Origin of the sequence: Bradyrhizobium sp. A11, assembly GCF_042077125.1 — a bacterium.
Taxonomy (GTDB): Bacteria; Pseudomonadota; Alphaproteobacteria; order Rhizobiales; family Xanthobacteraceae; genus Bradyrhizobium; species Bradyrhizobium japonicum_B.
Genome location: NZ_CP149509.1, coordinates 5528267 through 5553518 on the forward strand (window position 1 = coordinate 5528267; position 25252 = coordinate 5553518).

Here is a 25252-nt window from a genome sequence, read left to right on the forward strand (position 1 = left end):
CACGTTTGACGCGAATCCCGTGAGGAAACTCCTAACGCGGCAGTCCGTACAACTACGGGTGATATTTGCCCGGAACTCGCGCAGCTGCATGCAGGTATGCACAACCTGCTGAAATCACATTCACCGCGAGGCCTCGCAGCGCATTTGCTTCGCGTTAAATTCGCCCGGGTTATGCGTGGGGTCCGTGCCTTTGCCAGCGAAGAGAGCCCGGCCACCGATGCTGACCCAAGCGCTCCTGGTTGACGACAGCCGCTCCGTCCTCAACTTCCTGAAACGTCACATCGAGGCCGAAGGTCTGGTCGAAGCCACCACCTTTCTCGATCCCGTGGAAGCGCTGACCTGCGCACGCGAGCGCGTCTTCGACCTCGTGCTGGTCGACTACGAGATGCCGCATATGGACGGCATCAGCTTCATCCGCGTCTTCCGTACCCTGCCCGGCCGTGCCGACATTCCGATCGCGATGATCACCTCGCGCCAGACCGACGACGTCAAGATGGAAGCGCTGCAGGCCGGTGCAACCGATTTCCTGCCCAAGCAGCCGCAGAGTGTCGAGATGACGGTGCGCCTGCGGAACTTGATTCAGCTTGGTGCAGCCGTGCGCAAGCTCAGCGATCGTGCCGCGCATCTGGCCAGTGAAGTCGCGGCAGCGACACGAAAGCTCGGCGAGCGCGAGGAGGAGATCATCCTGCGGCTCGCGCTCGCGGTCGAGTATCGCGACAACGACACCGGCGAGCACACGCTGCGGGTCGCCCGATACAGCCGCATCATCGCCGAGCAGCTCGGCCTGCCGGCCCGGCTCTGCCGCGACATCTATCTGGCCGCGCCGCTGCACGATGTCGGCAAGGTCGCCATTCCCGACAACATCCTGCTCAAGCCGGGCAGGCTGACCGACGAGGAGATGGCGGTGATCCGGACCCATGCGACCATCGGCGAACGGATCCTGGCGGATTCCAGCTGCGAGCTGATCCAGCTCGGTGCGCAGATCGCTGCAGGTCATCACGAGCGCTGGGACGGCGCGGGCTATCCGAACGGGCTCGAGGCGGACGGGATCCCGATGGCCGCACGCGTCGTCGCGGTCGCCGACGTGTTCGACGCCCTGACGACGCGGCGACCCTACAAGGAGCCGATGCCGCTCGAGGCGGCGCGCAACTACCTGGTCGAGCACCGGGGGCGGCAATTCGACCCGGCCTGCATCGATGCGTTCCTGTCGCGCTGGAACGAGGTCGTGGAGATCGCCGCGGGGCAGCAGGCCACGCCGTTTCAGAAGACCGAAGCCACGCTCGTTCCCGATCTGGAGAGTGCAGCGGAGAGCCGTCCGGCCGAGCCCGTCCCGGCGGGCTGACAATTCGAGCAACAGCTTGCCGCGGCTCTGGTTTCTCCGGTCGCCGGGTTGAACCTGTTCCTGCTAGAATAACACCAACACCAAAGAGTGATTCTGGTCACACTTGCCTGGAACCCCTGCTGCTAAGCATCGAACCAGGACGGGGACCCATACCGTCGGTCGAACTGGATGAGAATTCCTATGAAAAGCCTGATCGGCGCCGCTATCGGCGCCTTCTTTGTCGCGGCCCCCGCCTTGGCGGAGACCCCTGCCGCCATCGTCGAGGATGTGCAAGGCAAGGTCGATGGCATCGAATTCATGGACTATGTCGCGGCGGGCAAGATCATCAAGCTCGGCCCCAAGGCCAGCATTACGCTCAGCTATCTCAAATCCTGCCTGCGCGAGACGATCAGCGAAGGCGTCGTGCTGGTCGGCGCCGAGCAAAGCACCGTGCAGCTCGGCGACGTGCAGCGCGCCAAGGTGCCGTGCGACACCAAGGCGGCGCGACTCTCAGAGCGCGAAGCGAACCAGAGTGCCGCGACCACGTTCCGGACCGTGCGGTCCGATGCCAAGGCCGCCCCGTCCAGGCTGCCGACGATCTATGGCGTCGCGCCGCTCATTCAGGCCAAGACCGGCAGCACGCTGATGATCGAGCGCACCGACGGCAAGGAGCCCACGATCAGCGTGCCGCTGAAGAGCGACGTCATGACCCGCGGCAGGTTTTATGATTTCGCCAAGGCCGGAAAGTCGCTGACCCCGGGCGGCAGCTATCTCGCGAGCCTCGGCAGCAAGCGTTACACCTTCCAGGTCGACGCCAGCGCCACCGCATCGCCGACCCCGATCATCGGCCGCCTGCTGCGGCTCGAATAGCGGATCTGGCGACGGGGCGATGCGGCGGATCGGGGGGCGGGACATCGTTGCAGCGATTCTGATTGCGCTCCTCGCGGGCGCAATTTTCACGTCGCCGCCGCTTCAGATCCTGCAAGGCCTCTCGCTCGACATCCTCACGGCGCTGCGCGGCAAGTTCATCGGCGACCGCCGCGATCCCGCCAATTCGCCGGTCGTCGTCGTGGCGATCGACAATGAAACCTACGAGACGGCGCCCTTCAAGGGATCGCCGACGCAGACCTGGACGCGCGAGATTGGCCGCGTGCTCGGCAGCATCACCGAAGGCGGCGCCAGGGTGATCGGCTTCGACGTCATTTTCAAGAACTCGATCGAGCAGTCGGAGATTCCCTTTGGCGACACCGCCCTTGGCGGCCGCATGAAAGGATTCGACCGGGATTATCTCCTCGCGCTGCGGCAGATCTCCGACAGCGGCAAATTGGTGCTCGGCGAAATTCTCAGCAACGACCATCCGGAAGTGCCCTATCGCGCCCAGCAAGTGGCCGTGCGCAACACCGTCCGGGCACTCAACGTCCACACCGACCAGGACGACGTCATCCGGCGAATGCCGCTGAGCTTCGCCATCGAGGGACGGCCGGTCCCCGCGATGGCGGTCGAGCTCGCTGCGCGCGCGACCGGCGCAAAGCCCGAGATTGCGCCTTCCGGCGCGACCGCTTTGTCCGGCTATGCGATCCCGAGCGCGGTGCCGAATACGATGACGCTCAACTTCCGCGGGCTCGGAGGCGACATCCCGACCTTTTCCTTCGTCGACCTGCGCGCCTGCATCGAAAAGGGCGACCGCGACTTCTTTCGCCGCGCTTTCGACGGCAAGGTCGTGCTGCTCGGCACCGTGCTGAATTTCGAGGATCGCAAGCTCACCTCGATGCGCCTGTCCGGCGGTCGTGACGGCACGCCGGCCGCGCGATGCGCCCTGCCCGCGCCGGCAAGCACGCCGCAGAAATCCCGCAGCGACGTCGCCGGCGTGTTCGTCCACGCCACGGCGGTCCGGAACCTGATGGAGCATGACACCGTAACCGAGCTCGGCTTTCCGATGCGGGCCGTTGTCACGATCGCGTTCGCTGCAATCATTGCCTGCGCGGCCTGCGCGCTCGCACCCGGCGGCGCCGTGATCGTCTGGTTCGTGCTCACCGCCGTCTACGCCGCAATTGCCGTCGCGGCCTTCGTTCACGCCCGGGCGCTGCCGCTGACCGAGCCGGCGCTCGCGAGCCTTGCCGCGATCGCGATGATGATCGGCTACCGCTTCGTGCTGGCCGAGCGCGACGAGCGGTTCCTGCGCAAGAGCTTTGCGCTCTATCTCGCGCCCGAGGTGATCGAGACCATGGTCGCCTCCGGCAAGATGCCGGCGCTCGGCGGCGAGATGCGCAACGTCACCATGTTCTTCTCCGATCTCAGCGGTTTCTCGTCCATTGCCGAGACCATGACGCCGGGCGAGCTGGTGACGCTGATGAACGAATATCTGTCCGCCATGACCGATATCATCGAAAGCCACGGCGGTTACGTCGACAAATATATCGGCGATTCCATCGTCGCCATGTTCGGTGCGCCGGCCGACGATCCCGCACACGCAACCAAGGCTGTTCGCGCCGCGCTGAAATGCCACGAAAAGCTTGCGGAGCTCAACGCCGATCACCCTGCCTTCGCCGGGCACGGCCTTTCGCATCGCATCGGGCTGAACAGCGGCGAGGCCGTGGTCGGCAACATCGGCTCGCGCCGCCGCTTCAATTACACCGTGATGAGCGACACCGTGAACGTCGCCTCGCGGCTCGAAGGCGCCAACAAATATTACGGCACCGCGATCATGGCCTCCGAGACGACGATGGCGCAGACCGGCGATGCCTTCGCCTGGCGCGAGCTCGATGCGATCAGGGTGCTCGGTCGCGGCGAGGCCATCAAGGTGTTCGAGCCGTTGGCCGAGACGGGCGCCGAGAGCGGCCAGCAGGCGAAGGTGGCTGCTGCCTATGCGGACGGGCTCGCCTGCTGGCGCGCGCGGGACTTTGCGAAGGCGGCCGACGTTTTTCGGCAGATGGCAGCAGTCGATCCGGCATCAGCCCTGTTTGCGAAGCGCGCCAGTGCGCTTGCGGCACATCCACCGGCGCCGGATTGGACACCGGTCAATACGCTGGAGGGGAAGTAGCGGCACTTACCCTCCCCTGGAGGGGGAGGGTCGGCTCACATTGAGCGAAGCGAAGATGTGAGACGGGGTGGGGTGATCTCTCCACACGGGCACCGTCTCAACCGAGAGACTGTCACCCCACCCCGCTCGCGCTGCGCGCGATCGACCCTCCCCCTCCAGGGGAGGGTGAAGTCGAATGTCTCTAAAACGGCAGGCCCACGTAATTTTCCGCGAGCAGGCGCTGCGCGGTCTCGGACGACAGCAGATAGTCCAATTCCGTCTGCTGCAGCCGATCCTCGTAGTCGATCCGGTCGGGGAAGCGGTGCAGCATCATCGTCATCCACCACGAGAAGCGCTGCGCCTTCCAGATCCGGGCGAGCGCCTTGGCGGAATAGCCTTTCAGGCCGGACTCATCGCCGCGCTGATAATGCGCGAGCAGGGCGTGGTAGAGATAGTAGATGTCGGACGCGGCGCTGTTCAGTCCGCGCGCGCCGGTCGGCGGCACGATGTGCGCGGCATCGCCGGCGAGGAACAGCCGGCCATAGCTCATCGGCTCGGCAACGAAGCTGCGCAGCGGCGCGATGCTCTTCTCGATCGATGGCCCCGTGATCAGGCGGCCGGCGACCTGATCCGGCAGGCGGCGCTTCAGCTCGGCCCAGAACGCGTCGTCCGACCAATCCTCCACCTTGTCGGTCAGCGGCACCTGGATGTAGTAGCGGCTGAGCACCTGCGAGCGCAGGGAACAGAGCGCAAAGCCGCGCGCGTGCTTGGCATAGATCAGCTCCGGCGACACCGGCTTGGTGCGCGACAGCACCCCCAGCCAGCCGAACGGATAGACCTTTTCATATTCGCGCAGCACGTCCTTCGGGATCGACTTGCGGCTGACGCCGTGGAAGCCGTCGGCGCCGACGACGTAGTCGCACTCGACGCGGACCGTCTCGCCGTTCGCGCGATAGGTCACGTAGGGCCGATCCGACGTCAGATCGTGCGGCGCCACGTCTTCCGCATTGTGCACAACCTTGCCGCCGAGGCGGTCCCGGGCCTCATAGAGGTCGCGCGTCAGCTCGGTCTGGCCGTAGACCAGCACCGAATTGCCGCCGGAATGCTTGTGCAGGTCGATCTTGGACAGCACGCCGTCATGGGCGATCTCGAAGCCGCGGTGGATCTCGCCCTCACGGTCCATGCGCTCGCCGCACTGCGCCTCGCGCATCAGCTTGGCGAAGCCATGCTCGAGCACGCCGGCGCGGATGCGGGCGAGCACGTGATCGCGGCTGTATTTCTCCAGCACGATGGTGTCGATGCCCTTGAGGTGCAGCAGCTGGGACAGCAAGAGCCCGGACGGCCCGCCGCCGATGATACAGACCTGAACTTTCATTTTTGCGTCCTCCCGTCGGCACTTTTTTGCAGATTTGATGCCTCAGACCGATGGAGGGTTTCATCATTGTCTTGTACTATTCGAACATGAAAGGCCCCATCCCCGCGATCCGGATCTACAACCTGTTCGGCGAGTCCGGCGATCTGCCCGACGTCGTGCATTGCGAGACCATCGCGTCACGCTCGGTGCTGCATGACTGGACCTTGGCCGTGCACCGCCACGCCCGGCTGCACCAGGTGCTGCTGATCGAGCGCGGCGGCGGCGAGGCGACGCTGGACGGACGCGTCGTGCCGCTCAAGCCGATGCAGGTCGTCAACGTGCCCGTCGGCCACGTCCACGGCTTCCGCTTCGTGCCCGACACGCAAGGATGGGTGCTGACCATCGCCGCGGAGATCCTGGACGAGGCGCTGCTCGCCGCCGAGGGCCTGCGCGGCGCGCTGTCGCGCTCGGCCGTGGTGCGCGGCACGCCGCAGATCCGCGCCATCATGAAGCAGATCTTCGCCGAGCACGCCGCACGCGATTTCGGCCGCGCGCATGTGCTGCGCGCGTTGTCGTCCGCCATGATCGGGCTGGTGGCACGCGCGCTCACGAGCGAGAGCGGCGGCAACGGCACGGTCGAATCCGGCCTGTTCCGCCGCTTCGAGGCGCTACTGGAGCAGCATCATCTGGAGCGTTGGAGCGTCGCCGACTATGCCGAGGCGCTGGCGGTGACGCCGACCCATCTCAACCGGATCACACGGGCGGCGACCGGCGATACCGCCTCGCACCTCATCCTCAACCGCCTGATCCGCGAGGCGCGGCGGAACCTGGTCTACACCAATCTGCCGGTCTCCACGATCGCCTACACGCTCGGCTTCGAGGATCCCGCCTATTTCAGCCGCGTCTATGCCGCAGCCACGGGCGTGTCGCCGCGCGCCTTCCGCGCGCAGCTCCATCGCGAAGAGACCTGAAGCCTCACACGTCGAAGAACACCGTCTCCTCCGGCCCCTGCAGATTGATCGTGAAGGAATACACGACCTTGCCGCCGCGCTCGCCGCGCTTTGCGATCAGGGTCGAGCGCCGCGACGGCTGCTCGATCAAATTGAGCACGGGGTCGGCGGCGTTGGCGGCTTCCTCGTCCGAGAAATAGAGCCGGGTATTGAGGCCGATATTGATGCCGCGCGCGACGATCCAGACATTGACGTGCGGCGCGCATGTCCGGCCCGCTTTGTCGACGATCGCGCCCGGCTTGATGGTCTCGAACGTCACGAGGCCGCTCTCGAAGTCGGAGCCGGCGCGGCCCCAGCCGCGAAATTCCTCATCCGGCGCGCCGGCCGAGCGATCGGCCGGATGGTTGTAGCGGCCGCTGGCATTGGCCTGCCAGATCTCCAGCAGCACGTCGCGCAGCGGCGTGCCGGTGCCGTCGAGCACCTTGCCTTCCAGCGTGATGCGCTCGCCCTGCGTGTTCGGCGTCGTCAGGACGTTCGAGAAGTTCTTCTCGAAGATGTCGAAGCCGGCCATCGCCGGGATCAGGCCGATATGGACGTAGGGCCCGGCCGTCTGCGAGGCGGTTTCCTTGAGATAGTTGAGCGGCTGCGGCATGGCTCAGTTCCCCGCGGTGCGATTTTCAAAATAGGTGGAGCGCTGGCCGCGCAGCACGATGTCGAAGCGGTAGGCGAGCGAGTCGAACGGCGTCGAGGCGTTGAGGTCGAGCGGTGCGACCAGGCGGTCGAGCGCATCCTTGTCCGGTATCGTCGTCAGGATCGGGCAGATCGGGATCAGGGGATCGCCCTCGAAATACATCTGCGTGATCAGCCGCTGCGCGAAGCCGGAGCCGAACACGGAGAAATGGATGTGGGCGGGACGCCAGGAGTTGACGTAGTTGCGCCAGGGATAGGGCCCCGGCTTCACGGTGCGGAAGTAGTAGTAACCGGTATCGTCGGTCAGTGCGCGGCCGCAGCCGCCGAAATTCGGGTCGATCGGCGCCAGATACGTGTCCTTCTTGTGCCGGTAACGGCCGCCGGCATTGGCCTGCCAGAACTCGACCAGCGTGTTCGGCACGCCGCGGCCGGTCTCGTCGACCACGCGGCCGTGGACGACGATGCGCTCGCCGATCGGATCGCCGTCCTTGGCGTAGTTGCGGATCAGGTCGTTGTCGAGCGGACCGAGATCGTTGTGGCCGAACACCGGCCCCGTGATCTCCGAGATCGAGCCCTCCAGCGACAACAGCGCCTGCCGGGGCGAGCGCAGCACCGAGGATTTGTAGCCCGGCGCATGCGCCGGCGGATGAATGGATCGGTCACGCTGGAAGAAGCCGCCGTCGCCGAGCGGCGGCGTCAGGGGCTCGGGACGGTTGAGGCGGGCATCCCGCAAGGCTGGCGCCTGGGCATTCATCGTGTCTCTCCCTGGGGCGCCCGGTCCGGACGCGCGGCTTATGGGGAGATCATGGTCCGGTCTATTCCTCAGATAAATAGATCGATTATAATATATTGCATGAAAGAAATCGATCATTTGGCGCTCGATGGCCACGCGCTCGAACTGTTCCTCGCCGTGCTGGAGGAGGGATCGGTCACCGCGGCGGCAACCCGGCTCGGCCTGACGCAATCTGCGGTCAGCCACGGGCTGAACAAGCTGCGGCGGATCGCAGGCGATCCGCTGTTCGCGAAATCCGGCCGCGGCATCGTCGCCACCGCGCATGCGCAGGCCCTCGCCGCCAAGGCGCGGGCGCTGATCGACGAGATGCGGAGCTTTGCCGGTGGCGTCACGTTCGAGCCGGCCCGCGCGCAGCTGTCGCTGACGATCGCCGCCAATGACTTCCAGCGCGATCTGCTGCTGCCGCGGTTCTTCGCTCATGTCGCCGCACAGGTGAAGACCCTGAGCCTGCGCGTGATCCCTTCGCAGTCGCCCTCGCCCGCAATGCTGCGCGAAAACCGCTGCGACGTCCTGATCACGCCGCTGCCGCCGTCCGGTATCGACATCGTGCAGAAGCGCCTCTTGAGCGATCATTACGTCTGCTACTTCGATCCCAAGATGCGCACCGCGCCGGCCGGCCGCAGTGCCTATCTCGCGGCGCGCCACATCACGGTCGTCTATACCGACAATGAGCGGCTCGACTTCGACCGCCGGCTGGCGGCCAACGGTCTTCACCGCGACATCGCGATCTCGGTGCCGAGCTTCTCCGGCGTGCCGTCGTTCCTGCGCGGCTCGCAGATGCTGGCGAGCATGCCGAGCCTGCTGGCGTCCGGGATCATGCGCGATTTCGCGCAAACGCGGATTCCGCTGGCGTCCCGCACGCGGACACTGGCCGAGCTGCCGATGTTCATGGTCTGGCACCAGCGCTATCAGAAGGACCCGGCCCATCGCTGGGTCAGGAACCAGCTCGAGACCGTGGCAGCGACGGCCGCCAAGGCGTGATCAAGCCGTGATAACGATACCGTCTTTCGGAAGACCAGCTCTGGCCAATTCCACTGGTTGCGCGCGGGCCGCCACGCTAGAATTACTCCATGACAGTGACCGACATTGCGAGCCGGACCTACAATCACAGCTGGCGGCTGGATCCCATCATCCGCAGCCTGCTTGATACCGATTTCTACAAGCTATTGATGTTGCAAATGATTCGGGAGACCTACCCGAGTCAGCAGGTGACCTTCTCGGTCATCAACCGCTCGCGCCACGTGCGGCTCGCCGAGATCATCGACGAGAGCGAGCTGCGCGCCCAGCTCGATCATGCCCGCACCATCCGCTTCACCAAGAAGGAGCTGATCTGGCTCGCCGGCAACACCTTCTACGGCAAGACCCACATGTTCTCGGCGGACTTCATCCGCTGGCTGGCCGAATTCCGCCTGCCCGAATACGAGCTGCGCAAGGTCGAGGGCCAGTACGAGCTGCATTTCCACGGGCCGTGGACCCACACCACGATGTGGGAGATCCCTGCGCTCGCCATCCTCAACGAGCTGCGCTCCCGTGCGGCGATCAAGGGCCGCGGCCGCTTCGAGCTCGACGTGCTCTATGCCCGCGCCAAGGCCAAGCTCTGGACCAAGGTGGAGCGTCTTCGCAAGCTGGAAAACCTGCGCCTGTCCGATTTCGGCACCCGGCGCCGTCACGGCTTTCTCTGGCAGCGCTGGTGCGTCGAGGCGGTGAAGGAGGGCCTCGGCTCGTCCTTCATCGGGACGTCCAACGTGCTGCTGGCGATGGACAACGACCTCGAGGCGATCGGCACCAATGCGCATGAGCTGCCGATGGTCGCGGCCGCGCTCGCCAAGGACGACGAGGAATTGCGCTGGGCGCCCTATCGCATCCTCGACCAGTGGCGCCAGACCTATGGCGGCAACCTCCTGATCGCGCTGCCCGATGCCTTCGGCACCAAGGCCTTCCTGCGCGATGCGCCGGAATGGGTCGCAGACTGGACCGGCTTCCGGCCCGACAGCGCGCCGCCGATCCAGGCCGGCGAGGAAATCGTCGCGTGGTGGGAGAAGAAGGGCCGTAACCCCAAGGACAAGCTGCTCGTCTTCTCCGACGCGATGGATGTCGGCTCGATCGAGGAGACCTATCACCACTTTGCCGGCCGGGTGCGGCTCTCCTTCGGCTGGGGCACCAACCTCACCAATGATTTCGTCGGCTGCACGCCGGACGGCTCGTTCAATCTCGATCCGATCTCGCTGGTCTGCAAGGTATCGTCGGTCGACGGGCGTCCCGCCGTCAAGCTCTCCGACAATCCGGAGAAGGCGACCGGCATCCCCTCGGAGATCGAGCGGTACCTGCGCGTGTTCGGCGACGCCGGCCGCGTGCGCAAGCCGGTGCTGGTCTAGCCCCGGCACGTCCGTCCTCGCTCAAGCAAAACGCACACGACGAATGCGACAAGTCGGTCGGGCGATTTGACGGCATTTGACGCAATCTGCAGGCGATCACTTCACGGCGCCTTCACCCTGCGACGCAGTCCTTCGCACCTTTCAGGCCGAGTTAAGCAACCATCGCTTCTACTTCGCATTGCAGGCGCGGCGCTCCGCAGGGGCAGCGCGCGATTCGGGGAACGCCAGGGTGTTTCGCAGAACAGCGACGTCGATGAGGAGGCGCAGCTTCCTTCACGTCATCAAGCTTGTCTCGCCTTTCGTGATGGTCGTCGTGCTCCAGGCAGCGATCGCGGGATTCAGCCTGGAGGTGATGTCGTCGGTTCGCGCCTATGTCGCAGGCGAAGCATTTTGGTCGCGTTCGCAGAAGAACGCCGTCTATTTCCTCAATCTCTATCTGCATTCCGGCGAGCCCAGCCAATTCGCGCAGTACCAGGCCTCGCTCGCCGTCCCCATCGGCGACGAGTTCGCGCGCTGGGCACTCGAGCGCGATCCGGTCGACGTCGAGGCGGCCCGCATCGGCTTCCTGCAAGGCGGCAACCATCCCGATGACGTCCCGGGATTGATCTGGCTGTTTCGCTACTTCAACCGCGTCAGCTTCCTCCAGGAAGCGATCCAGGAGTGGAGAGCCACCGATCCCATGCTGCTGGAGCTGAGCGTCTTCGGCGAGGTCATTCGGTCCGAGTGGCAGAACGGTCCTCTTCAGGACGCAAGCCGTGTGCAAGCCCTGTCGTCGCGGCTCTCCGAGCTCAACACCCAGTTCACCGTGCATGCCAAGCGGTTCTCGGCCGTCCTCGGTGAAGGCTCCCGCGCCATCAAGCTGACGCTGACCGGCATCAACATCGTCACCGCCGCCGTGCTCGCCCTGCTCCTGATCTGGCACACCAGACGATTGGTGCTGCAACGACAGGCGTTCGAGAACGCGTTGCATGCCGAGAAGGAACGTCTGGCCTTCCAGGCTTCGCACGACTGGTTGACCGGCCTGTCCAACCGCCGCGCCTTCGAGGCGCGACTGCAGGGCGAGCTGGACGTTGCGGCAGCGGGTTCGCTCAGCCTGATCCTGCTCGACCTCGACCAGTTCAAGAATGTCAACGACAGCTGCGGGCATCTTGCCGGCGATCGCCTGCTCTGCCAGGTCGCGCGTCTGCTGCAACAGGACCGGCGCCCGCACGATTTGGTGGCGCGCCTGGGCGGCGACGAATTCGGCCTGATCCTGCCGCAGTGCTCGCCTTACGACGCGGTCGATACCGCCGAACGGCTGCGGCGATCAATCGAGATGTTCACCTTCGCCTGGGACGATCGCTGCTTTGCGGTGACCGCCAGCATCGGCGTCGCCTGCGTCGCCGACAGCACCACCACGCTCGAGGACGCGATGCGGCGCGCGGATGCCGCCTGTTATCGCGCCAAGGAAAAGGGACGCAACCGGGTCCAGGTCGACGGCGGCAGACCCGACGTCGTGCTCGTTGCAGCCCGGCCGCGCGAGGCCGTGGCGCGGCGAGGCTGATCGCCGCCTGCGAGCGGCTTGATCTCGTCGGCCACGAGGACCAACGCTCGGACGCAAGCGGGAATCAGGCCGGGTGCGCTCTAGGCATGAACAACGGCCTCCTGAGCAGCTTGTGCGTAAGGCGTCAGGGCCGCAACGACCCGGTTGTGGTACCCCGGCCACATCATTCCCGAAAACGTTGCGTCTTTCGCATTTCGACACTTTGCCTTGCGCGCTCGTCCAAGAAGGCCGAGGCCTCCGTCACTAAGCATAGCAGCTGCCCCTCGTTGCTGCCGGATTCCGTCCGGACCGCATTGTGAACGGAGTTTGCAGTTGTCTTGGAATGATTGGATGACCTCGCCGCATGTCAGCGCTGCAACCACGCGCCCGCGACACGTGCTCCTCTTGAGCACGGCGATCAGTGCTCTTGCCGCAGGTGCCACACTGCCCTGGTTGACCGCGCCGGCGGCAGCAGCCTGCGTGATTACCGGTAGCGGTTCGCAGACGGCGCTTCAATCGGGCGATTCGATCACCTGCACCGGGGCGGGAAACACCCTCGTCAAGACGGCACCGGGGGTCAGCGGCGTCACCGCCAACATCGGCGACGGCACAGCGACGTCCGTGAACGATCCCGCCTTTGCGGGCGTCATCTTCGAAGCCGCATCCAATGGCGCGATCAATGTTTCCGGCAACGCGTCGATCACGTCCGCCAACAGCGACGGCATTGCATTAGTCAGCGGCAGCAACAACAACGTCATCGCGATAGATGCGGGTGCCGTCGTCGGGTCGTCGTCCGTCGGAGCTTCGGGACTCGCCCTGTCCAATTCCAGCAACAACATCGTCGTCATCGGGGGGACGGTCGGAAGCGCCGCGCCCTTGACGAGCGGCATTGGGATCGGCACTGGAGCGGCAAGCAACCAGGTCAACATCCTGTTGGGCGGGGGGTGGTCCAATCCAGCAATGTCGGGGCGATCGATCTCAACGGCGCGGGCGCCGGCAATACCATCGACAACGCGGGTACGATTTCGAGTGCTTCCGGCTCCGCAATCCTCGGCTCGGCCAATCAGGATTCCGTCATCAACTCCGGCACGATCATGACCGGCGCCAGCACGGCCGTGGACCTCAAGGACGGCCACGACATCTTCGCGCTGCATGCCGGATCAAACATCACGGGCGCGGTCCTCGGCGGCAACGGAACGGACACGCTGCGGTTCGGCGGGACAGCCGATAGCTCTTTCGATCTCGGCACATTCGGTGCGGCCCAGCAGTTCCGGGAGTTCGAAGCGCTGGAAAAGACCGGCAGCTCCGCCTGGACGTTGACGGGCTCCACGACGGACACGGCGATGATGAATGTCCAGGCCGGCATCCTCATCGTCAGCGGCGCAATGCCCAATGTTGCGACGACGGTCGGCAGCGGCGGCACGATCGGGGGAGACGGAGCGATCGGCGATCTCACCGTGCTGTCGGGCGGCAGGGTCGCGCCCGGCGGTTTTGGTTCGCTCACGGCGTACGGCAACGCCACATTCAACGCCGGTTCGACCTATGCGATCTCCGTCAACGCGGCCGGTCAATCCGACAAGATTCTCGCCGTGGGCGCCACGTTGAACGGCGGCACCGTCGCGGTTACCACGCTTGCGGGTGCCTACGCGCCTTCGACGCAATACACGATCCTCAGCACGACGACCGGCGTCACCGGATCCTTCGCAAACGTCACGCTGAGCGGATACAATCCGCAGTTCTTCACCTCCGCCCTGAGCTACGACGGGCTCTCGGTATTCCTGACGCTCAATTACAACTCGGCCGTCTTCCAATCCGTCGCCCAAACGCAGAACCAGAAGGCCGTGGCCGGCGCATTGAGTGCGTTCGGCCCCAACCTGCCCTTCCTCGCATCGTTTGCCGGCCAGAGCGATGCCCAGCTGCGCACCAGCATGGACCAACTTTCGGGGGAAGCCGCCACAGGAGCCCAGCAGGGCGCTTTCCAGTTCACGGGCCAGTTCCTCGGCCTCATGCTCGATCCGTTCGTCAGCGGACGCGGGACCTTGGGCAGCGCCACAGGCGACACCGTGCTCGGCTTCAACCCCGCGCGCGCCGCGTTTCCGCATGATATTGCGCTGGCCTACAACAAGGTCTTGGGCGCACCGGCCGCACCGACCTTTGCGGAGCGCTGGACCGCCTGGGGAACGGCGTTCGGCGGCGCCAACCGCACCGGCGGCGATTCCGTCGTGATCGGAAGCCACGACCTCAGCGCGCGCGCGGGCGGCGTCGCGGCCGGAGCCGACTATCATGTCGGCCATGACGCGATCGTCGGCTTTGCGCTCTCCGGCGGCGGCACCAAATGGGATCTGGCGCAGGCGCTGGGCGGCGGCAAGAGCGATGCGCTGCAGGCCGGCGTCTATACCGCGTTGCGTACCGGCCCGGCCTATTTCGCCGCCTCGCTCGCCGTGGCCAACCACTGGATGTCGACAGACCGCCTCGCGCCGTTCAGCAATCAGCTCACCGCGAAATTCAACGCGCAGACCTTCGGCGGCCGCATCGAGGGCGGCTATCGCTTCGCGACGCCGATCGGCGGCTTCACGCCCTACGCAGCGGCACAGGCGCAGGCGTTTCGCACGCCGACTTACGCCGAGGTTGATCTGGCGGGCGGCGGTCTTGGGCTGACGTATCAGAGCCGCACCGCCTCCGGCACAAGGAGCGAGCTCGGCGCACGCTTCGACCGGGCGACACTGGTTGCGCCGAATGCGGTCCTGACGTTGCGCGGCCGCGCGGCCTGGGCGCATGATTGGGTGAGCGATCCGGCACTGCTCGCCGCGTTCCAGGGGCTCCCCGCCGCGAGCTTCATCGTCAATGGTGCGACGCCGGCGAAGGACGCCGCGCTCGCATCTGCCGGCGCCGAGCTGAAGTTTTCGAACGGTGTTTCCCTGTCCGCCAAGTTCGACGGCGAGTTCGCGGCCTGCAGCACCACATATTCCGGCACTGCGAGCCTTCGATACGCCTGGTAACGGCGATCCCTCATCGAGATGGCGGTGCGCCCACCGGCAGAATGCCGAGGCCGGCGAGATGCACGTCGATGAACTGGTCGACCTGCTGGCGCAGCATCTGGGGCGGCACGGCCACCATGCGCTCCTCGAGACCGAGCGAGATGATGCCGTGCACGGCGGAGAACAGCGTGCGCGACAGCAGCGCGATCTTCACGTCATCCGCATCCGGCAGCAGCCGCACCAGCGGCGCATGCATCAGCGCGAAGGCGTCCATCACCATCTGCAGGATGTCGTCGGGATAGGGGCGGTCATCCTCCATCCGGTGCTCGAACAGCGAGCGCAGCAGGTTGGCGTGCTCGGCAAAGAAGTCGAGATAGGTCGCGGCAAGTCCATAGAGCTGGCGCACGGGATCATCAGCCGCAACCCCGCGAAGCCGGGCCGTGAGGGCCTGAACGGTCTCCCGGTTGACGGTCAGGATCACGCCGTCGAAGTCGCCGAACTCGTTATAGACACTGCCGACGGAACAGCCGGCGGCCTCCGCGACGTCCCGAACCTTTAATGATCTCAATCCCTTAGCGGCGATGATGCCGCGCGCGATCTCCAGGATCTGGAGCCGCCGCCGATTTTTTTTCCGGTCTCGCAGGGATTCTTCTTGAACATTGTTCATTTTCAAGCTACTCATGTGAACATTGTTCAATTTAACCTGGAGACCTGCAAAATGCAAACCTTCGCTGTTGATATCGCCGCCACCTTCGTCGACGACGCTGCCGCCCTCGTCACCGGCTTTGGCCGAACCCTGCTGCGGTTCGCCATGGCGCCGATCAATCGCATCGCCAACGCCTGCGACGTCGCCGGCGTGCTCGCCGAACGTCGGGCCGCCTTCCGGATGTGGCGCGCCAGCCGCGACCGTGCACGCTCCGAACGACGCAGGTTTAGCGTTCTCGGCCGCTTCTCGCCCTTTCGCCACCTCTCCCATCTCACCTAAGGCGAATGCAGTCGTGCCCTCAAGTTTGCCCGGAATCCCGGACCTGGTTGCAACGAAGGACTCACCATGACCGGACATTCGCGGTCGATCTCGCTTACCTCCGTGAAGCGGTTCAGGTTTTCTCATCGCCTGGACCCTATCCGGGTCAGCGCGGCTCGTCCGCCGGTGGTGGCGCGGCCGCGTCCAGATAGTTGCGAACCTAACGAGACCATTTGGAGACCAACAGGATCGGAAGGACGGACGGGACAGCGCAGGCAGGCAACTTCGTCCCCTGCACTCGTCGGCCCCATACGCTTCCGGTCGTGACGCCCACCGGTAACAACCTCAGGCTGCCTTTCCAAGACAGGACTAGTCATGATCAGGGAATTGATGTCGTCACGCCGCTTTGCGCCGCTGTTCTGGGCGCAATTCTTCTCGGCGCTCAATGACAATGTGCTCAAGAACGCACTCGTCATCATTCTGCTTTACAGCGCCGCAACCGGCCACGGCGATGCGCTCGTGACGGTGGCGGGCGCCGTCTTCATCTTCCCCTATTTCATCCTGTCCGGGCTCGGCGGCCAGCTCGCCGACAAATACGTCAAATCCGTCGTCGCAAGGCGGCTCAAATTCGTCGAGATCTTCGCAGCCTGTTTTGCCGCCGCCGGCTTCTTCCTGCATTCGGTGCCGCTGCTGTTCGCAGCGCTGGCGCTGTTCGGCACCATCGCCGCGCTGTTCGGTCCCGTGAAATACGCCATGCTGCCGGACCAGCTCGAGCTCGGCGAGCTCGCGACCGGCAACGCGCTGGTCGAAGGCGCGACCTTCATGGCCATCCTGCTCGGCACTGTCGCCGGCGGCCAGTTCGTGGCCGGCTCCGCGCATATGGGCTGGGTCGCCTCCGCCGTGGTCGCGCTGGCGCTGCTGTCCTGGGCGTTCGCCGCCCGCATTCCGCAGACGACGCCCTCCGCGCCCGACCTCCCCGTCGATGCCAATCCCTGGACCTCGACGGTCAGCCTGCTCAGGACCTTGCACGCCGACCATCGCTTGTGGGACGGCACCGTGATCGTGTCCTGGTTCTGGCTGGTCGGCGCCATCGTGCTGTCGCTGCTGCCCGCGCTGGTCAAGGATGTCGTCGGTGGCACCGAAGGCGTGGTGACGCTGTGTCTTGCCATCTTCGCGATCGGCATCGCCATTGGCTCGTTGTTTGCCGCAAGCCTCAGCCACGTCCGCCCGAACCTGGCGCTGGTGCCGATCGGCGCCATCATCATGGGCTTCGCCGGCCTCGATCTCGCCTGGGCCATCGGCGTCGCCGCCAAGGGGCAGGACATCACCGCGCTCGGCTTTGCAACCTCGTTCGCCGGCCTGCGCATGCTAGCCGACTTCGTCGCCTTCGCATTCGGCGGCGGCCTGTTCGTCGTTCCGTCCTTCGCCGCGGTCCAGGCCTGGTCGCAGCCTTCCGAACGCGCCCGCATCATCGCCGCCGGCAACGTGCTGCAGGCCGCCTTCATGGTGGTCGGCTCGCTGTTCGTCGCGCTGTTGCAGGCGGCGGGTCTCCATATCGGCTGGATCTTCTTCGGCCTCGGGCTCGCCAGCTTCGGTGCGGTCTGGTTCGTTCTGACCAAGTGGGGCAAGGAAGGCGTGCGCGATGCCGGCGGCCTCTTGTTCCGCGCGCTGTTCCGCACCGAGGTGCGCGGGCTGGAAAACCTGCCGCCTCCGGGCACGCGCATGCTGATCGCGCCCAACCATGTCAGCCTGATCGACGGCCCGCTGCTGCACGCCGTGCTGCCGATCGACGCCAGCTTCGCGGTCGATACCGGCATCGCCAAGGCGTGGTGGGCCAAGCCGTTCCTGCGCGTCGTCAAGCACTACACCATGGACCCGACCAAGCCGCTGGCCGCGCGCGACCTGATCAAGCTCGTCGCCGCGGGCGAGCCCGTGGTGATCTTCCCCGAGGGACGCATCACCGTCTCCGGATCGCTGATGAAGGTGTATGACGGCACCGCGATGATCGCCGACAAGGCCGACGCCGTGGTCGTGCCGGTTCGCATCGAAGGCGCGCAGCGTTCATATCTCAGCTATCTCAACAGCAGCCAGATCAAGCGGTCGTGGTTTCCGCGCGTGACGGTCACCATCCTGCCGCCGGTCAAGCTCCCGGTCGATGAAACGCTCAAGGGCAAGGCGCGCCGCAATGCCGCCGGCGCCGCGCTCCAGGACGTGATGATCGACGCCCTGGTCAAGAACGCCATGCTCGATCACTCGCTGTTCGAGGCGCTCGGACACGCCTATCGCGATCGCGACACCGGCAAGGTCATCATCGAGGATGCGCTCGGCACCAAACTGACCTATCGCAAGCTGATCCTCGGCGCGCAGGTCCTGAGCCGCAAGCTGGAGAACGGCACCGGCGTCGGCGAGAATGTCGGCGTGCTGCTGCCGAACTCGGCCGGCGTCGCCGTCGTCTTCATGGCGCTGCAGAACAGCGGCCGGGTGCCGGCGATGCTCAACTTCTCGGCCGGCCCGGTCAACGTGCTCGCCGCCATGAAGGCCGCGCAGGTCAGGACCGTGCTGACGTCGAAAGCCTTCATCGAGAAGGGCAAGCTCGACAAGCTGATGACCGCGATCTCCGCGGAGGCGCGCGTGGTCTATCTCGAGGACGTCCGCGCCTCGATCGGCGCGGCCGACAAGATCAAGGGCCTGCTCGCCGGCACCACGCCGCGCGTCGTCCGCCAGGCCAACGATCCCGCCGTGGTGCTGTTCACCTCGGGCTCGGAAGGCACGCCCAAGGGCGTCGTGCTGTCCCACCGCAACATCCTCGCCAACGCGGCGCAGGCGCTGGCGCGGGTCGATGCCAACGCCAACGACAAGGTGTTCAACGTGCTGCCGGTGTTCCACTCGTTCGGGCTCACGGGCGGAATGATGATGCCGATGCTGGCGGGCATCCCGATCTACATGTACCCCTCGCCGCTGCACTACCGCATCGTGCCCGAGCTGATCTACCAGACCGGCGCCACCATCCTGTTCGGCACCGACACGTTCCTCACCGGCTACGCCCGCTCGGCGCACGCTTACGACTTCCGCACCCTGCGCCTCGTGATCGCCGGCGCCGAAGCGGTCAAGGACCGCACGCGCCAGGTGTTCATGGAGCGCTACGGCATCCGCATCCTCGAAGGCTACGGCGTCACCGAGACGGCTCCGGTGCTGGCGATGAACACGCCGATGGCCAACCGTCCCGGCACCGTCGGCCGTCTCTCGCCGCTAATGGAAAGCCGGCTCGATCCGGTCCCCGGCATCGAGGAAGGCGGCCGCCTCTCGGTGCGCGGCCCGAACGTGATGCTCGGCTATCTCAGGGCCGAAAATCCCGGCGTGCTCGAAAAGCTGCCCGAGGGCTGGCACGACACCGGCGACATCGTGGCGATCGACGCCGCCGGCTTCATCACCATCAAGGGCCGCGCCAAGCGCTTTGCCAAAATCGCGGGCGAAATGGTCTCGCTGTCGGCGGTCGAAGCCATCGCGGCGGCGCTGTGGCCGCAGGCCGCATCGGTCGCGGTGTCGATCCCCGATCCACGCAAGGGCGAGCGCATCGTGCTGCTGACGACGGAGAAGACCGCCGAGCGCAGCGCGATGCAGGCCCAGGCCAAGACGATCGGCGCGTCGGAGCTGACCGTGCCCGCGGCAATCATGGTGGTCGACAAGGTGCCGCTGCTCGGCACCGGCAAGACCGACTACGTCACCGCGACGACGATGGCGCGCGAGCAGGCCTCGGCGCCGGAGCGCGAGGTGGCGTAGGAGAGATGCAGAAGGCGGTTCGAACCGGGCGGCGTGGCACTTGTCACGCCGCCGTCCGCCGCTCCTGGGCGTAGCGCACCAAGGCGGCGAAGCGATAGATGCCGTGCACGAACTTGCCGTAGGGCATGGTGATGAACAGCGCGAACACCGCGCCGAGATGCAGCGCGAGCAGCGGCCCCATCGCGGCGGTCTCGCGCAGGACCAGCAGCAGCATGCCCGTGAGGCCGGTCAGGAACAGCATGGCGATGAAGCCGACGTCCATGCCGTAGCGGCTCTCGTCCAGCAGCGCGGGATCGCGTTGCATCCTGGCCATGAACAGGCCGATCGGGCCGATGATCAGCCCGATGCCGCCGAGCGTGCCGAGCACCACCGGCAGGTCCCACCACGGATACGGCGCCTCGCGGCCGAGCAGATAATGATACAGCGTCGCCACCGACGTCGCGGCGAAGCACAGGATGAAGCCGTAGAACGTCAGGTGGTGATACAGCCTGCGCCGGTCGGTCGGCTTGTCGTCCTCGTTGTAGCAGCCGACGCCGCCGCCATGGAGATAGCGCAGCTCGCCGGCGTCGCGGATCGCCTGGAAGATCGAGCCGCCATCGGCGCGCCCGCCGATCGCGGGACCGATGTCGCGCCAGAAGGCCCGCACGCTCATGACCAGCGCAAGAACGGCATAGAGGAATGCGGCGCTGAACAGGGCGACCATCGCGTTGTGCGGCATCAGCTTGTAGAAGGCGCCGGGACCGGTGTGCACGCCGAACAGCACGCTGCGATCGTTGAGGGCGGCAAAGCCAAGGATGAACGCCGCCATGCTGAGCGCAGCGATGACGCTGATGACGAGACCGTTGCGCGCGAAGGCACCGGACAGCGCCTGAGGCCAGGCATAGGCCGCATAGGATTCCGCGCGCGCGACCGCCAGCGTCTTGGGGACATTGACGTTGAATTCGTGCGGCGGCGAGAACTGGCAGTCGACGTAGCAGGCGCCGCAGGCATGGCAGAGATTGGCGAGATAATTGAGGTCGCCGTCGGAGAAAGCGCGGCGCATCTCCATCGCCGGAAACACCGCGCACAGGCCCTCGCAATAGCGGCAGGAATTGCAGACCGTCATCAGGCGGTCGGCTTCGTCCAGAATTCTAGTTCCGTGCATGTTTCGCCGCTTCCCGTCCCGCGATCCGTCCAAACACGCTGCCGATGGTCATGCCCATGCCGGCGGCATAACCCTTGCCGAGCACGTTGCCGGCCATGATCTCGCCGGCCGCGAACATGTTGGCCGACGGTTTGCCGCCCTTCATCAGCATCCGCGCCTCCTTGTTCACGCGCGTGCCGAGATAGGTGAAAGTGATGCCGGGCCGCACCGGATAGGCGAGAAAAGGCGGCGTCTCGATCTTGCGCGCCCAATGCGTCTTGGGTGGCGTAATGCCCTCGGTCACGCAATCGTCCAGAATGGTGTGGTCGAAAGTGCCGGGCCGCACCGCGGCGTTGAACTCGGTCACGGTCTTCTCCAGCGCGGCCGGATCGAGCTCGAGCTTGGCGGCGAGCTCGGCCACCGTCTGGCCGGCAATCGGCGGGAACAGCGTCGGCATGAAGCTGGTGACGACGGTGGAATCGAAGATGATGTAGGCGATCTGGTCGGGCTGCGCCGCCACCAGCCGGCCCCAGATCGCGTAGCGCTTTGGCCAGATGTCCTCGCCCTCGTCGTAGAAGCGCTGCGCGTGCTTGTTGACGACGATGCCGAACACGACGGAATCGTGCCGCGTGATGATGCCGCCGTCGAATTTCGGCGCGCGGGCATCGATCGCGACCGCATGGCACTGGGTGGGATCGCCGACCTCCTGCACGCCCTTGTCGAGCAGCATCTTCAGGATCGCGCCGCGATTATAGGGCGTGCCGCGGATCAGGAAATTGTCGGCGGCCTCGCCCCAATATTGCTTCAGCCATTCGATGTTGGCCTCGAACCCGCCGGCCGCGGCGACCAGGGAGGTGGCGCGGATCTCGGTCTCGCCCTTGACCGGCCGTTTCAGCCGTGCGGCGAGAAACATGCCGTCCTCGATCACGAGGTCGGTGACCTCGGCATCGTATTCGACGTCGACGCCGAGCCGCTCGGCGGTCAGATACAGCGCGTTCAGCATCGCCCGGCCGCCGCCGAGAAAGAACGAATTGGTGCGGCCGAGGCTCAGCGTGCCGCCGAGCGAGGGCTGCCAGCGCACGCCCTGCTCCACGATCCAGTCCAGGATGTCCTTGGACTCGCGGATCATGTGACGCGCCAGCGCCTCATCGGTCTGCCCGCCGGTGACGCGCAGTAGGTCCTCCCAGAACTCCTCCTCGGTGTAGGGGCCGGTCAGGATTTCGGTGGCGGCGTCATGGGCGCAGCGCATATTGCGGGTATGGCGGGTGTTGCCGCCGCGATAGAATTTTGGCGCCCCCTCCAGCACCAGCACCGACGCGCCGCCGCGCCGCGCCGCGATCGCCGCGCACAGCGCCGCATTGCCGCCGCCGATCACCAGCACGTCGTATCTGCTGCTCATGCGGTCCGCCCGACGGCACGCGAGATTGGAGAAATTCCGTCCGTCAGTGGCATGCTCGACCTTCCAGCGTTGCGCATTCTGTCGACAACTAGCGCCTCGCCCGGCGCGCGGGACGCGCGTCTTCAGACGAAGCCGATAAAGCACTGTCGAGCAGCTCGGTCGGGCCACCCAGCGCGCGCGTCAGGCGGGCGGCGGCTTTCAGCAACAACGACGTCATCGCCTTGATATTGTCCCTTGTGAAGCGCGGCTTCGGCCCCGAGAGCGACAGGGCGCCGGCGCATTTGCCACCGGGGCCGAACACCGGGCACGCAAGCCCGGCGCAATCGGGATCGCGCTCGCCAAAAGACAAGGCGATGCAGCTCTCGCGGATCGTGTCATAGCCCTCGCCTTTTTCACCGTCGAAAGCCAGGATGACCCGTCCGGCCGCGCCGCGGTCCAGCGGCAGCAGCATGCCGGCCTCGACCCGGTCGAGCGTCGAATGCTGGGAGTCGACGCGGAAGACGCAGAGCCGGCGCTTGGCATCATGCCGCACGTGATAGGAAGGGCTTTCGGTGCCGTCCGCCACGAGCTGGCGCAGGATCGGCATCACGCGATCATACAGGTTGTTGCCGCGCTGATAGATCGCGCCGAGCCGGAAGGGCGTCGGCCCGAGATGGTAGCGGCCGTCGGCGAGCTGCAGGAGATAGCCGAACTCCTGTAACGAGGCCATCAGCCGCAACAGCGTGCTCTTGTACATGCCGGTCCGCCGGGCGAGCTCGGCCAGCGTCATCGGCTCCGGCGCTTCCTCGAAGGCTGCAAGGATGGTCAGGGCGCGGTCGACGGCGGCGACACCGGGCATGCAGTCTCCTAGTCCGGGAATCCAGAGGGATCGATGAGCTTGGCGATGACGGGAAAGTACGCATCGCCCATGCCCTTGTCGATCGTCTCCTGGAAGATCGTGCGCATCAGCGCGGCGCCGCGCAGGCTCAGCCCGGCCTGTGCGCCCAGCTCCAGCGCGTAGGAGAGATCCTTCATCGCATATTCGGTCGAGAAGGCCCGCAGCGGAAATTCCTCGGCGACGATCGCCTTCATGCCATGATTGCGCAGGGCAAAACTGTCCGCAGACCCCTTGGACAGCGTTTCAAGCAGCAGCTTCGGCTCGACGCCGCTGTGCTTGGCGATCGCGACGGCTTCCGCCAGCGCATTGACCGTCTCAAACAGCACCATGTTGTTAAGGATCTTCGTGACCTGCCCGGCTCCGGTGCCGCCACAGAGGGTGACGTCCGTGGCGAAATGGCGGATCAGCGGCTCGACCCGGCCAAAGTGCTCGGGCGTCGCGCCGACCATGACGCTGAGCGTGCCGTCCTGCGCGGCCTGACGTGTGCGCGCGATCGGCGCGTCGATCCAGAGCGCGCCTTTGTCAGCCAGCTGCTTGGCGAATGATCGCGTCTGGCCGACATCGGAGGTGCCGAGATCGATCACGGTCTGGCCGCTTCTGATGGTCGGCAAGATGCCTTCGAAAACCGACATCACATGCTTGGCGCTGGGCAGGCACAGGAAGATCGTCCCGGCGCCGGCGGCGACGTCCGCGACCGACTTTGCCGCCATCGCTCCGTCGGCCACGATCCGCGCCAACGGCTCTGCGGCGAGGTCAAACGCCAGCACCGGCCGGCCGCTCTTGCGCAACAGGTTGCGGCAGATCGGCTCGCCCATGACGCCGAGACCGACGAATCCAATCGAACCAGACATTCCATACTCTCCTCGAAATCCTGCGGCCGGGCGGATGGCGGCCCGCCCGGCCTCCGCGCTTACTTCACCAGCGGACAGCCGCCTTCGCTCATCGGCCGGAACACCTCTTCGCCCGGCTTGGAGCTGACGACCCGGTAATAGTCGAACTTGTACTTGGATTCTTCCGGCTTCTTCACCTGGACCAGATGCATGGTGTGCAGCACGCGCCCGTCGGGGCGGATCGCGACATCCTTGTTGTACATATCATTGACTTTCAACTCGTGCATCTTGGCGGCAACGGCCGTCGCGTCCGTGGTGCCGGCCGCCTTCACGGCGGCAAGGTAGTGGTGAACGCCGCTATAGACCCCGGCCTGCACCATGCTCGCGACCTTGCCATCCATCAGGGCGGCATAGCGCTTCGACCATGCCCGGGTTTGCTCGTTGAGATCCCAATAGAACGAGGTCGTCACCTGCAAACCCTGGGTGACCTTCAGGCCGAGCGAGTTCACGTCCGTGATGAAAACGAGCAGGCCAGCGAGCTTCTGGCCACCCTCGACGATGCCGAATTCACCCGCCTGCTTGATCGCGGTCTGCACGTCCGCGCCCGACGTCGCAAGACCCACCACGTCGGCCTTGGAGCCCTGCGCCTGCAGCAGAAAGGACGCGAAGTCGGCGGTTCCGAGCGGGTGCGCGGCCGAGCCGATCACTTTGCCGCCTGCCGCCTCGATGAACTTGGTCGCGTCGCGCTGAAGCGCGTGACCGAAGGCGTAGTCGGCCGTCACGAAATACCAGGTCTTGCCGCCGGCCCGCGTGATCGCGTCGCTGGTGAGCTTCGACAGCGCATAGGTGTCGTAGTTGAAATGGAAGCTGACGGGCGAACAGGCCTTCCCGGTGAAGTCGGATGAACCTGGACCGGAAATGACGAAAATCTTGTTCTTCTGTTTGGCGACTTCGAGGATCGCAAAGCCGGCCGAGGAGGCCGCGCCGTCCGCGATCATGTCGACACCTTCATTGTCGAACCATTTGCGCGCGGTGGCCGATGCGATATCCGGCTTGTTCTGATGATCGGCCGAAACGATCTCGATCTTCTTGCCGAGCAGCTCGTTGCCGAAATCCTCTGCGGCGAGCCTTGCGGCGGCGACCGAACCCCGCCCGCCATTGTCGGCGAACACGCCCGACTGGTCATTGAGCACGCCGATCCTGATCACATTGTCGGCTGCAAACGCAGCACTCGTCTGCGCGGCCAGGACGGCCGCCATCATCCAACGCAACTTCAT

Annotated in this window: 19 protein-coding genes; 9 read left to right on the plus strand and 10 right to left on the minus strand. The window is 65.6% G+C overall.

Annotated elements, in window-relative coordinates; translation table 11 throughout:
* Positions 1 to 217 precede the first annotated feature (217 nt).
* The 3 genes from WI560_RS25980 to WI560_RS25990 all read left to right on the plus strand — a co-directional run bounded on the left by WI560_RS25980 (position 218) and on the right by WI560_RS25990 (position 4361).
* Positions 218 to 1342 carry an HD domain-containing phosphohydrolase gene (locus WI560_RS25980; protein WP_375305472.1) on the plus strand — a complete coding sequence of 375 codons (1125 nt, stop codon included), beginning with the start codon at positions 218 to 220 and terminating at the stop codon, positions 1340 to 1342.
* 180 nt (positions 1343 to 1522) lie between these two features.
* Positions 1523 to 2191, plus strand: a complete 669-nt coding sequence (locus tag WI560_RS25985; RefSeq protein ID WP_375305473.1) for a hypothetical protein — start codon at positions 1523 to 1525, stop codon at positions 2189 to 2191.
* A gap of 19 nt (positions 2192 to 2210) precedes the next feature.
* Complete coding sequence (locus tag WI560_RS25990; protein ID WP_375305474.1) at positions 2211 to 4361, plus strand: CHASE2 domain-containing protein; 2151 nt, start codon at positions 2211 to 2213, stop codon at positions 4359 to 4361.
* A 181-nt stretch (positions 4362 to 4542) separates the two neighbouring features.
* Here the strand turns inward: WI560_RS25990 and pobA are convergent, their stop codons facing one another.
* Complete coding sequence (pobA, locus tag WI560_RS25995; protein ID WP_375305475.1) at positions 4543 to 5715, minus strand: 4-hydroxybenzoate 3-monooxygenase; 1173 nt, start codon at positions 5713 to 5715, stop codon at positions 4543 to 4545.
* A gap of 50 nt (positions 5716 to 5765) precedes the next feature.
* On the opposite strand from pobA, the gene WI560_RS26000 reads away from it, so the two are divergent.
* Complete coding sequence (locus tag WI560_RS26000) at positions 5766 to 6665, plus strand: helix-turn-helix domain-containing protein (RefSeq protein ID WP_375305476.1); 900 nt, start codon at positions 5766 to 5768, stop codon at positions 6663 to 6665.
* Between the two features lie 4 nt (positions 6666 to 6669).
* On the opposite strand, the gene pcaG is transcribed toward WI560_RS26000, so the two are convergent.
* Positions 6670 to 7296 (minus strand): protocatechuate 3,4-dioxygenase subunit alpha, encoded by a 627-nt coding sequence (gene pcaG / locus WI560_RS26005; protein WP_257178036.1) that lies wholly within the window; start codon positions 7294 to 7296, stop codon positions 6670 to 6672.
* A 3-nt stretch (positions 7297 to 7299) separates the two neighbouring features.
* Entirely contained in the window at positions 7300 to 8088 is a 789-nt protein-coding gene (gene pcaH / locus WI560_RS26010) for a protocatechuate 3,4-dioxygenase subunit beta (RefSeq protein ID WP_135165203.1), read from the minus strand.
* Between the two features lie 99 nt (positions 8089 to 8187).
* Here pcaH and WI560_RS26015 point away from each other — a divergent pair, with 99 nt between their 5' ends.
* From WI560_RS26015 to WI560_RS26025, 3 genes are all read left to right on the plus strand, one after another.
* On the plus strand, positions 8188 to 9108 hold the full coding sequence (locus WI560_RS26015; protein ID WP_375305477.1) for a LysR family transcriptional regulator: 921 nt from the start codon (positions 8188 to 8190) through the stop codon (positions 9106 to 9108).
* A gap of 89 nt (positions 9109 to 9197) precedes the next feature.
* Positions 9198 to 10502, plus strand: coding sequence for a nicotinate phosphoribosyltransferase (gene pncB, locus WI560_RS26020; protein WP_375305478.1), 1305 nt, complete (start codon positions 9198 to 9200; stop codon positions 10500 to 10502).
* Between the two features lie 229 nt (positions 10503 to 10731).
* Complete coding sequence (locus WI560_RS26025) at positions 10732 to 12045, plus strand: GGDEF domain-containing protein (protein ID WP_375305479.1); 1314 nt, start codon at positions 10732 to 10734, stop codon at positions 12043 to 12045.
* Between the two features lie 491 nt (positions 12046 to 12536).
* Here WI560_RS26025 and WI560_RS26030 read toward each other — a convergent pair whose 3' ends face one another.
* A complete protein-coding gene (locus WI560_RS26030) occupies positions 12537 to 12914 on the minus strand; it encodes a hypothetical protein (protein WP_375305480.1) in 378 nt (125 codons plus the stop codon).
* Positions 12915 to 12968: 54 nt separating this feature from the next.
* Between WI560_RS26030 and WI560_RS26035 the strand changes: the two genes are divergently transcribed.
* Positions 12969 to 15023 (plus strand): autotransporter domain-containing protein, encoded by a 2055-nt coding sequence (locus WI560_RS26035; RefSeq protein ID WP_375305481.1) that lies wholly within the window; start codon positions 12969 to 12971, stop codon positions 15021 to 15023.
* 10 nt (positions 15024 to 15033) lie between these two features.
* On the opposite strand, the gene WI560_RS26040 is transcribed toward WI560_RS26035, so the two are convergent.
* The gene (locus WI560_RS26040) at positions 15034 to 15669 is read right to left on the minus strand and encodes a TetR/AcrR family transcriptional regulator (RefSeq protein ID WP_375308913.1); all 636 of its coding nucleotides are present in this window, start codon (positions 15667 to 15669) and stop codon (positions 15034 to 15036) included.
* A gap of 672 nt (positions 15670 to 16341) precedes the next feature.
* Here WI560_RS26040 and WI560_RS26045 point away from each other — a divergent pair.
* The gene (locus WI560_RS26045) at positions 16342 to 19746 is read left to right on the plus strand and encodes an acyl-[ACP]--phospholipid O-acyltransferase (protein WP_375305482.1); all 3405 of its coding nucleotides are present in this window, start codon (positions 16342 to 16344) and stop codon (positions 19744 to 19746) included.
* A gap of 43 nt (positions 19747 to 19789) precedes the next feature.
* Here the strand turns inward: WI560_RS26045 and tcuB are convergent, their stop codons facing one another.
* The 5 genes from tcuB to WI560_RS26070 all read right to left on the minus strand — a co-directional run bounded on the left by tcuB (position 19790) and on the right by WI560_RS26070 (position 25252).
* Positions 19790 to 20890: a tricarballylate utilization 4Fe-4S protein TcuB gene (tcuB, locus tag WI560_RS26050; protein WP_375305483.1), complete on the minus strand. Its 1101-nt coding sequence runs from the start codon at positions 20888 to 20890 to the stop codon at positions 19790 to 19792.
* Complete coding sequence (tcuA, locus tag WI560_RS26055) at positions 20877 to 22268, minus strand: FAD-dependent tricarballylate dehydrogenase TcuA (protein WP_375305484.1); 1392 nt, start codon at positions 22266 to 22268, stop codon at positions 20877 to 20879. Before tcuA ends, tcuB begins: the two co-directional genes overlap by 14 nt.
* An 88-nt stretch (positions 22269 to 22356) precedes the next feature.
* Positions 22357 to 23106, minus strand: a complete 750-nt coding sequence (locus WI560_RS26060) for an IclR family transcriptional regulator (protein ID WP_375305485.1) — start codon at positions 23104 to 23106, stop codon at positions 22357 to 22359.
* An 8-nt stretch (positions 23107 to 23114) separates the two neighbouring features.
* Positions 23115 to 23996 (minus strand): NAD(P)-dependent oxidoreductase, encoded by an 882-nt coding sequence (locus WI560_RS26065; RefSeq protein ID WP_375305486.1) that lies wholly within the window; start codon positions 23994 to 23996, stop codon positions 23115 to 23117.
* A gap of 59 nt (positions 23997 to 24055) precedes the next feature.
* Positions 24056 to 25252 (minus strand): ABC transporter substrate-binding protein, encoded by a 1197-nt coding sequence (locus WI560_RS26070; RefSeq protein WP_375305487.1) that lies wholly within the window; start codon positions 25250 to 25252, stop codon positions 24056 to 24058.

Bases quoted from the DNA above. Each gene is read 5' to 3' on its own strand.
- pobA (WP_375305475.1), bottom strand. From the start codon at position 5,715: ATGAAAGTTCAGGTCTGTATCATCGGCGGCGGGCCGTCCGGGCTCTTG.
- WI560_RS26045 (WP_375305482.1), top strand. From the start codon at position 16,342: ATGATCAGGGAATTGATGTCGTCACGCCGCTTTGCGCCGCTGTTCTGG.
- WI560_RS25985 (WP_375305473.1), top strand. From the start codon at position 1,523: ATGAAAAGCCTGATCGGCGCCGCTATCGGCGCCTTCTTTGTCGCGGCC.
- WI560_RS26000 (WP_375305476.1), top strand. From the start codon at position 5,766: ATGGAGGGTTTCATCATTGTCTTGTACTATTCGAACATGAAAGGCCCC.
- pncB (WP_375305478.1), top strand. From the start codon at position 9,198: ATGACAGTGACCGACATTGCGAGCCGGACCTACAATCACAGCTGGCGG.
- tcuB (WP_375305483.1), bottom strand. From the start codon at position 20,890: ATGCACGGAACTAGAATTCTGGACGAAGCCGACCGCCTGATGACGGTC.
- WI560_RS26065 (WP_375305486.1), bottom strand. From the start codon at position 23,996: ATGTCTGGTTCGATTGGATTCGTCGGTCTCGGCGTCATGGGCGAGCCG.
- tcuA (WP_375305484.1), bottom strand. From the start codon at position 22,268: ATGAGCAGCAGATACGACGTGCTGGTGATCGGCGGCGGCAATGCGGCG.
- pcaH (WP_135165203.1), bottom strand. From the start codon at position 8,088: ATGAATGCCCAGGCGCCAGCCTTGCGGGATGCCCGCCTCAACCGTCCC.
- WI560_RS25990 (WP_375305474.1), top strand. From the start codon at position 2,211: ATGCGGCGGATCGGGGGGCGGGACATCGTTGCAGCGATTCTGATTGCG.
- WI560_RS26040 (WP_375308913.1), bottom strand. From the start codon at position 15,669: ATGAACAATGTTCAAGAAGAATCCCTGCGAGACCGGAAAAAAAATCGG.
- WI560_RS26070 (WP_375305487.1), bottom strand. From the start codon at position 25,252: ATGAAGTTGCGTTGGATGATGGCGGCCGTCCTGGCCGCGCAGACGAGT.
- WI560_RS26030 (WP_375305480.1), bottom strand. From the start codon at position 12,914: ATGCCGCTCGTCAAGGGCGCGGCGCTTCCGACCGTCCCCCCGATGACG.
- WI560_RS25980 (WP_375305472.1), top strand. From the start codon at position 218: ATGCTGACCCAAGCGCTCCTGGTTGACGACAGCCGCTCCGTCCTCAAC.
- WI560_RS26060 (WP_375305485.1), bottom strand. From the start codon at position 23,106: ATGCCCGGTGTCGCCGCCGTCGACCGCGCCCTGACCATCCTTGCAGCC.
- pcaG (WP_257178036.1), bottom strand. From the start codon at position 7,296: ATGCCGCAGCCGCTCAACTATCTCAAGGAAACCGCCTCGCAGACGGCC.
- WI560_RS26015 (WP_375305477.1), top strand. From the start codon at position 8,188: ATGAAAGAAATCGATCATTTGGCGCTCGATGGCCACGCGCTCGAACTG.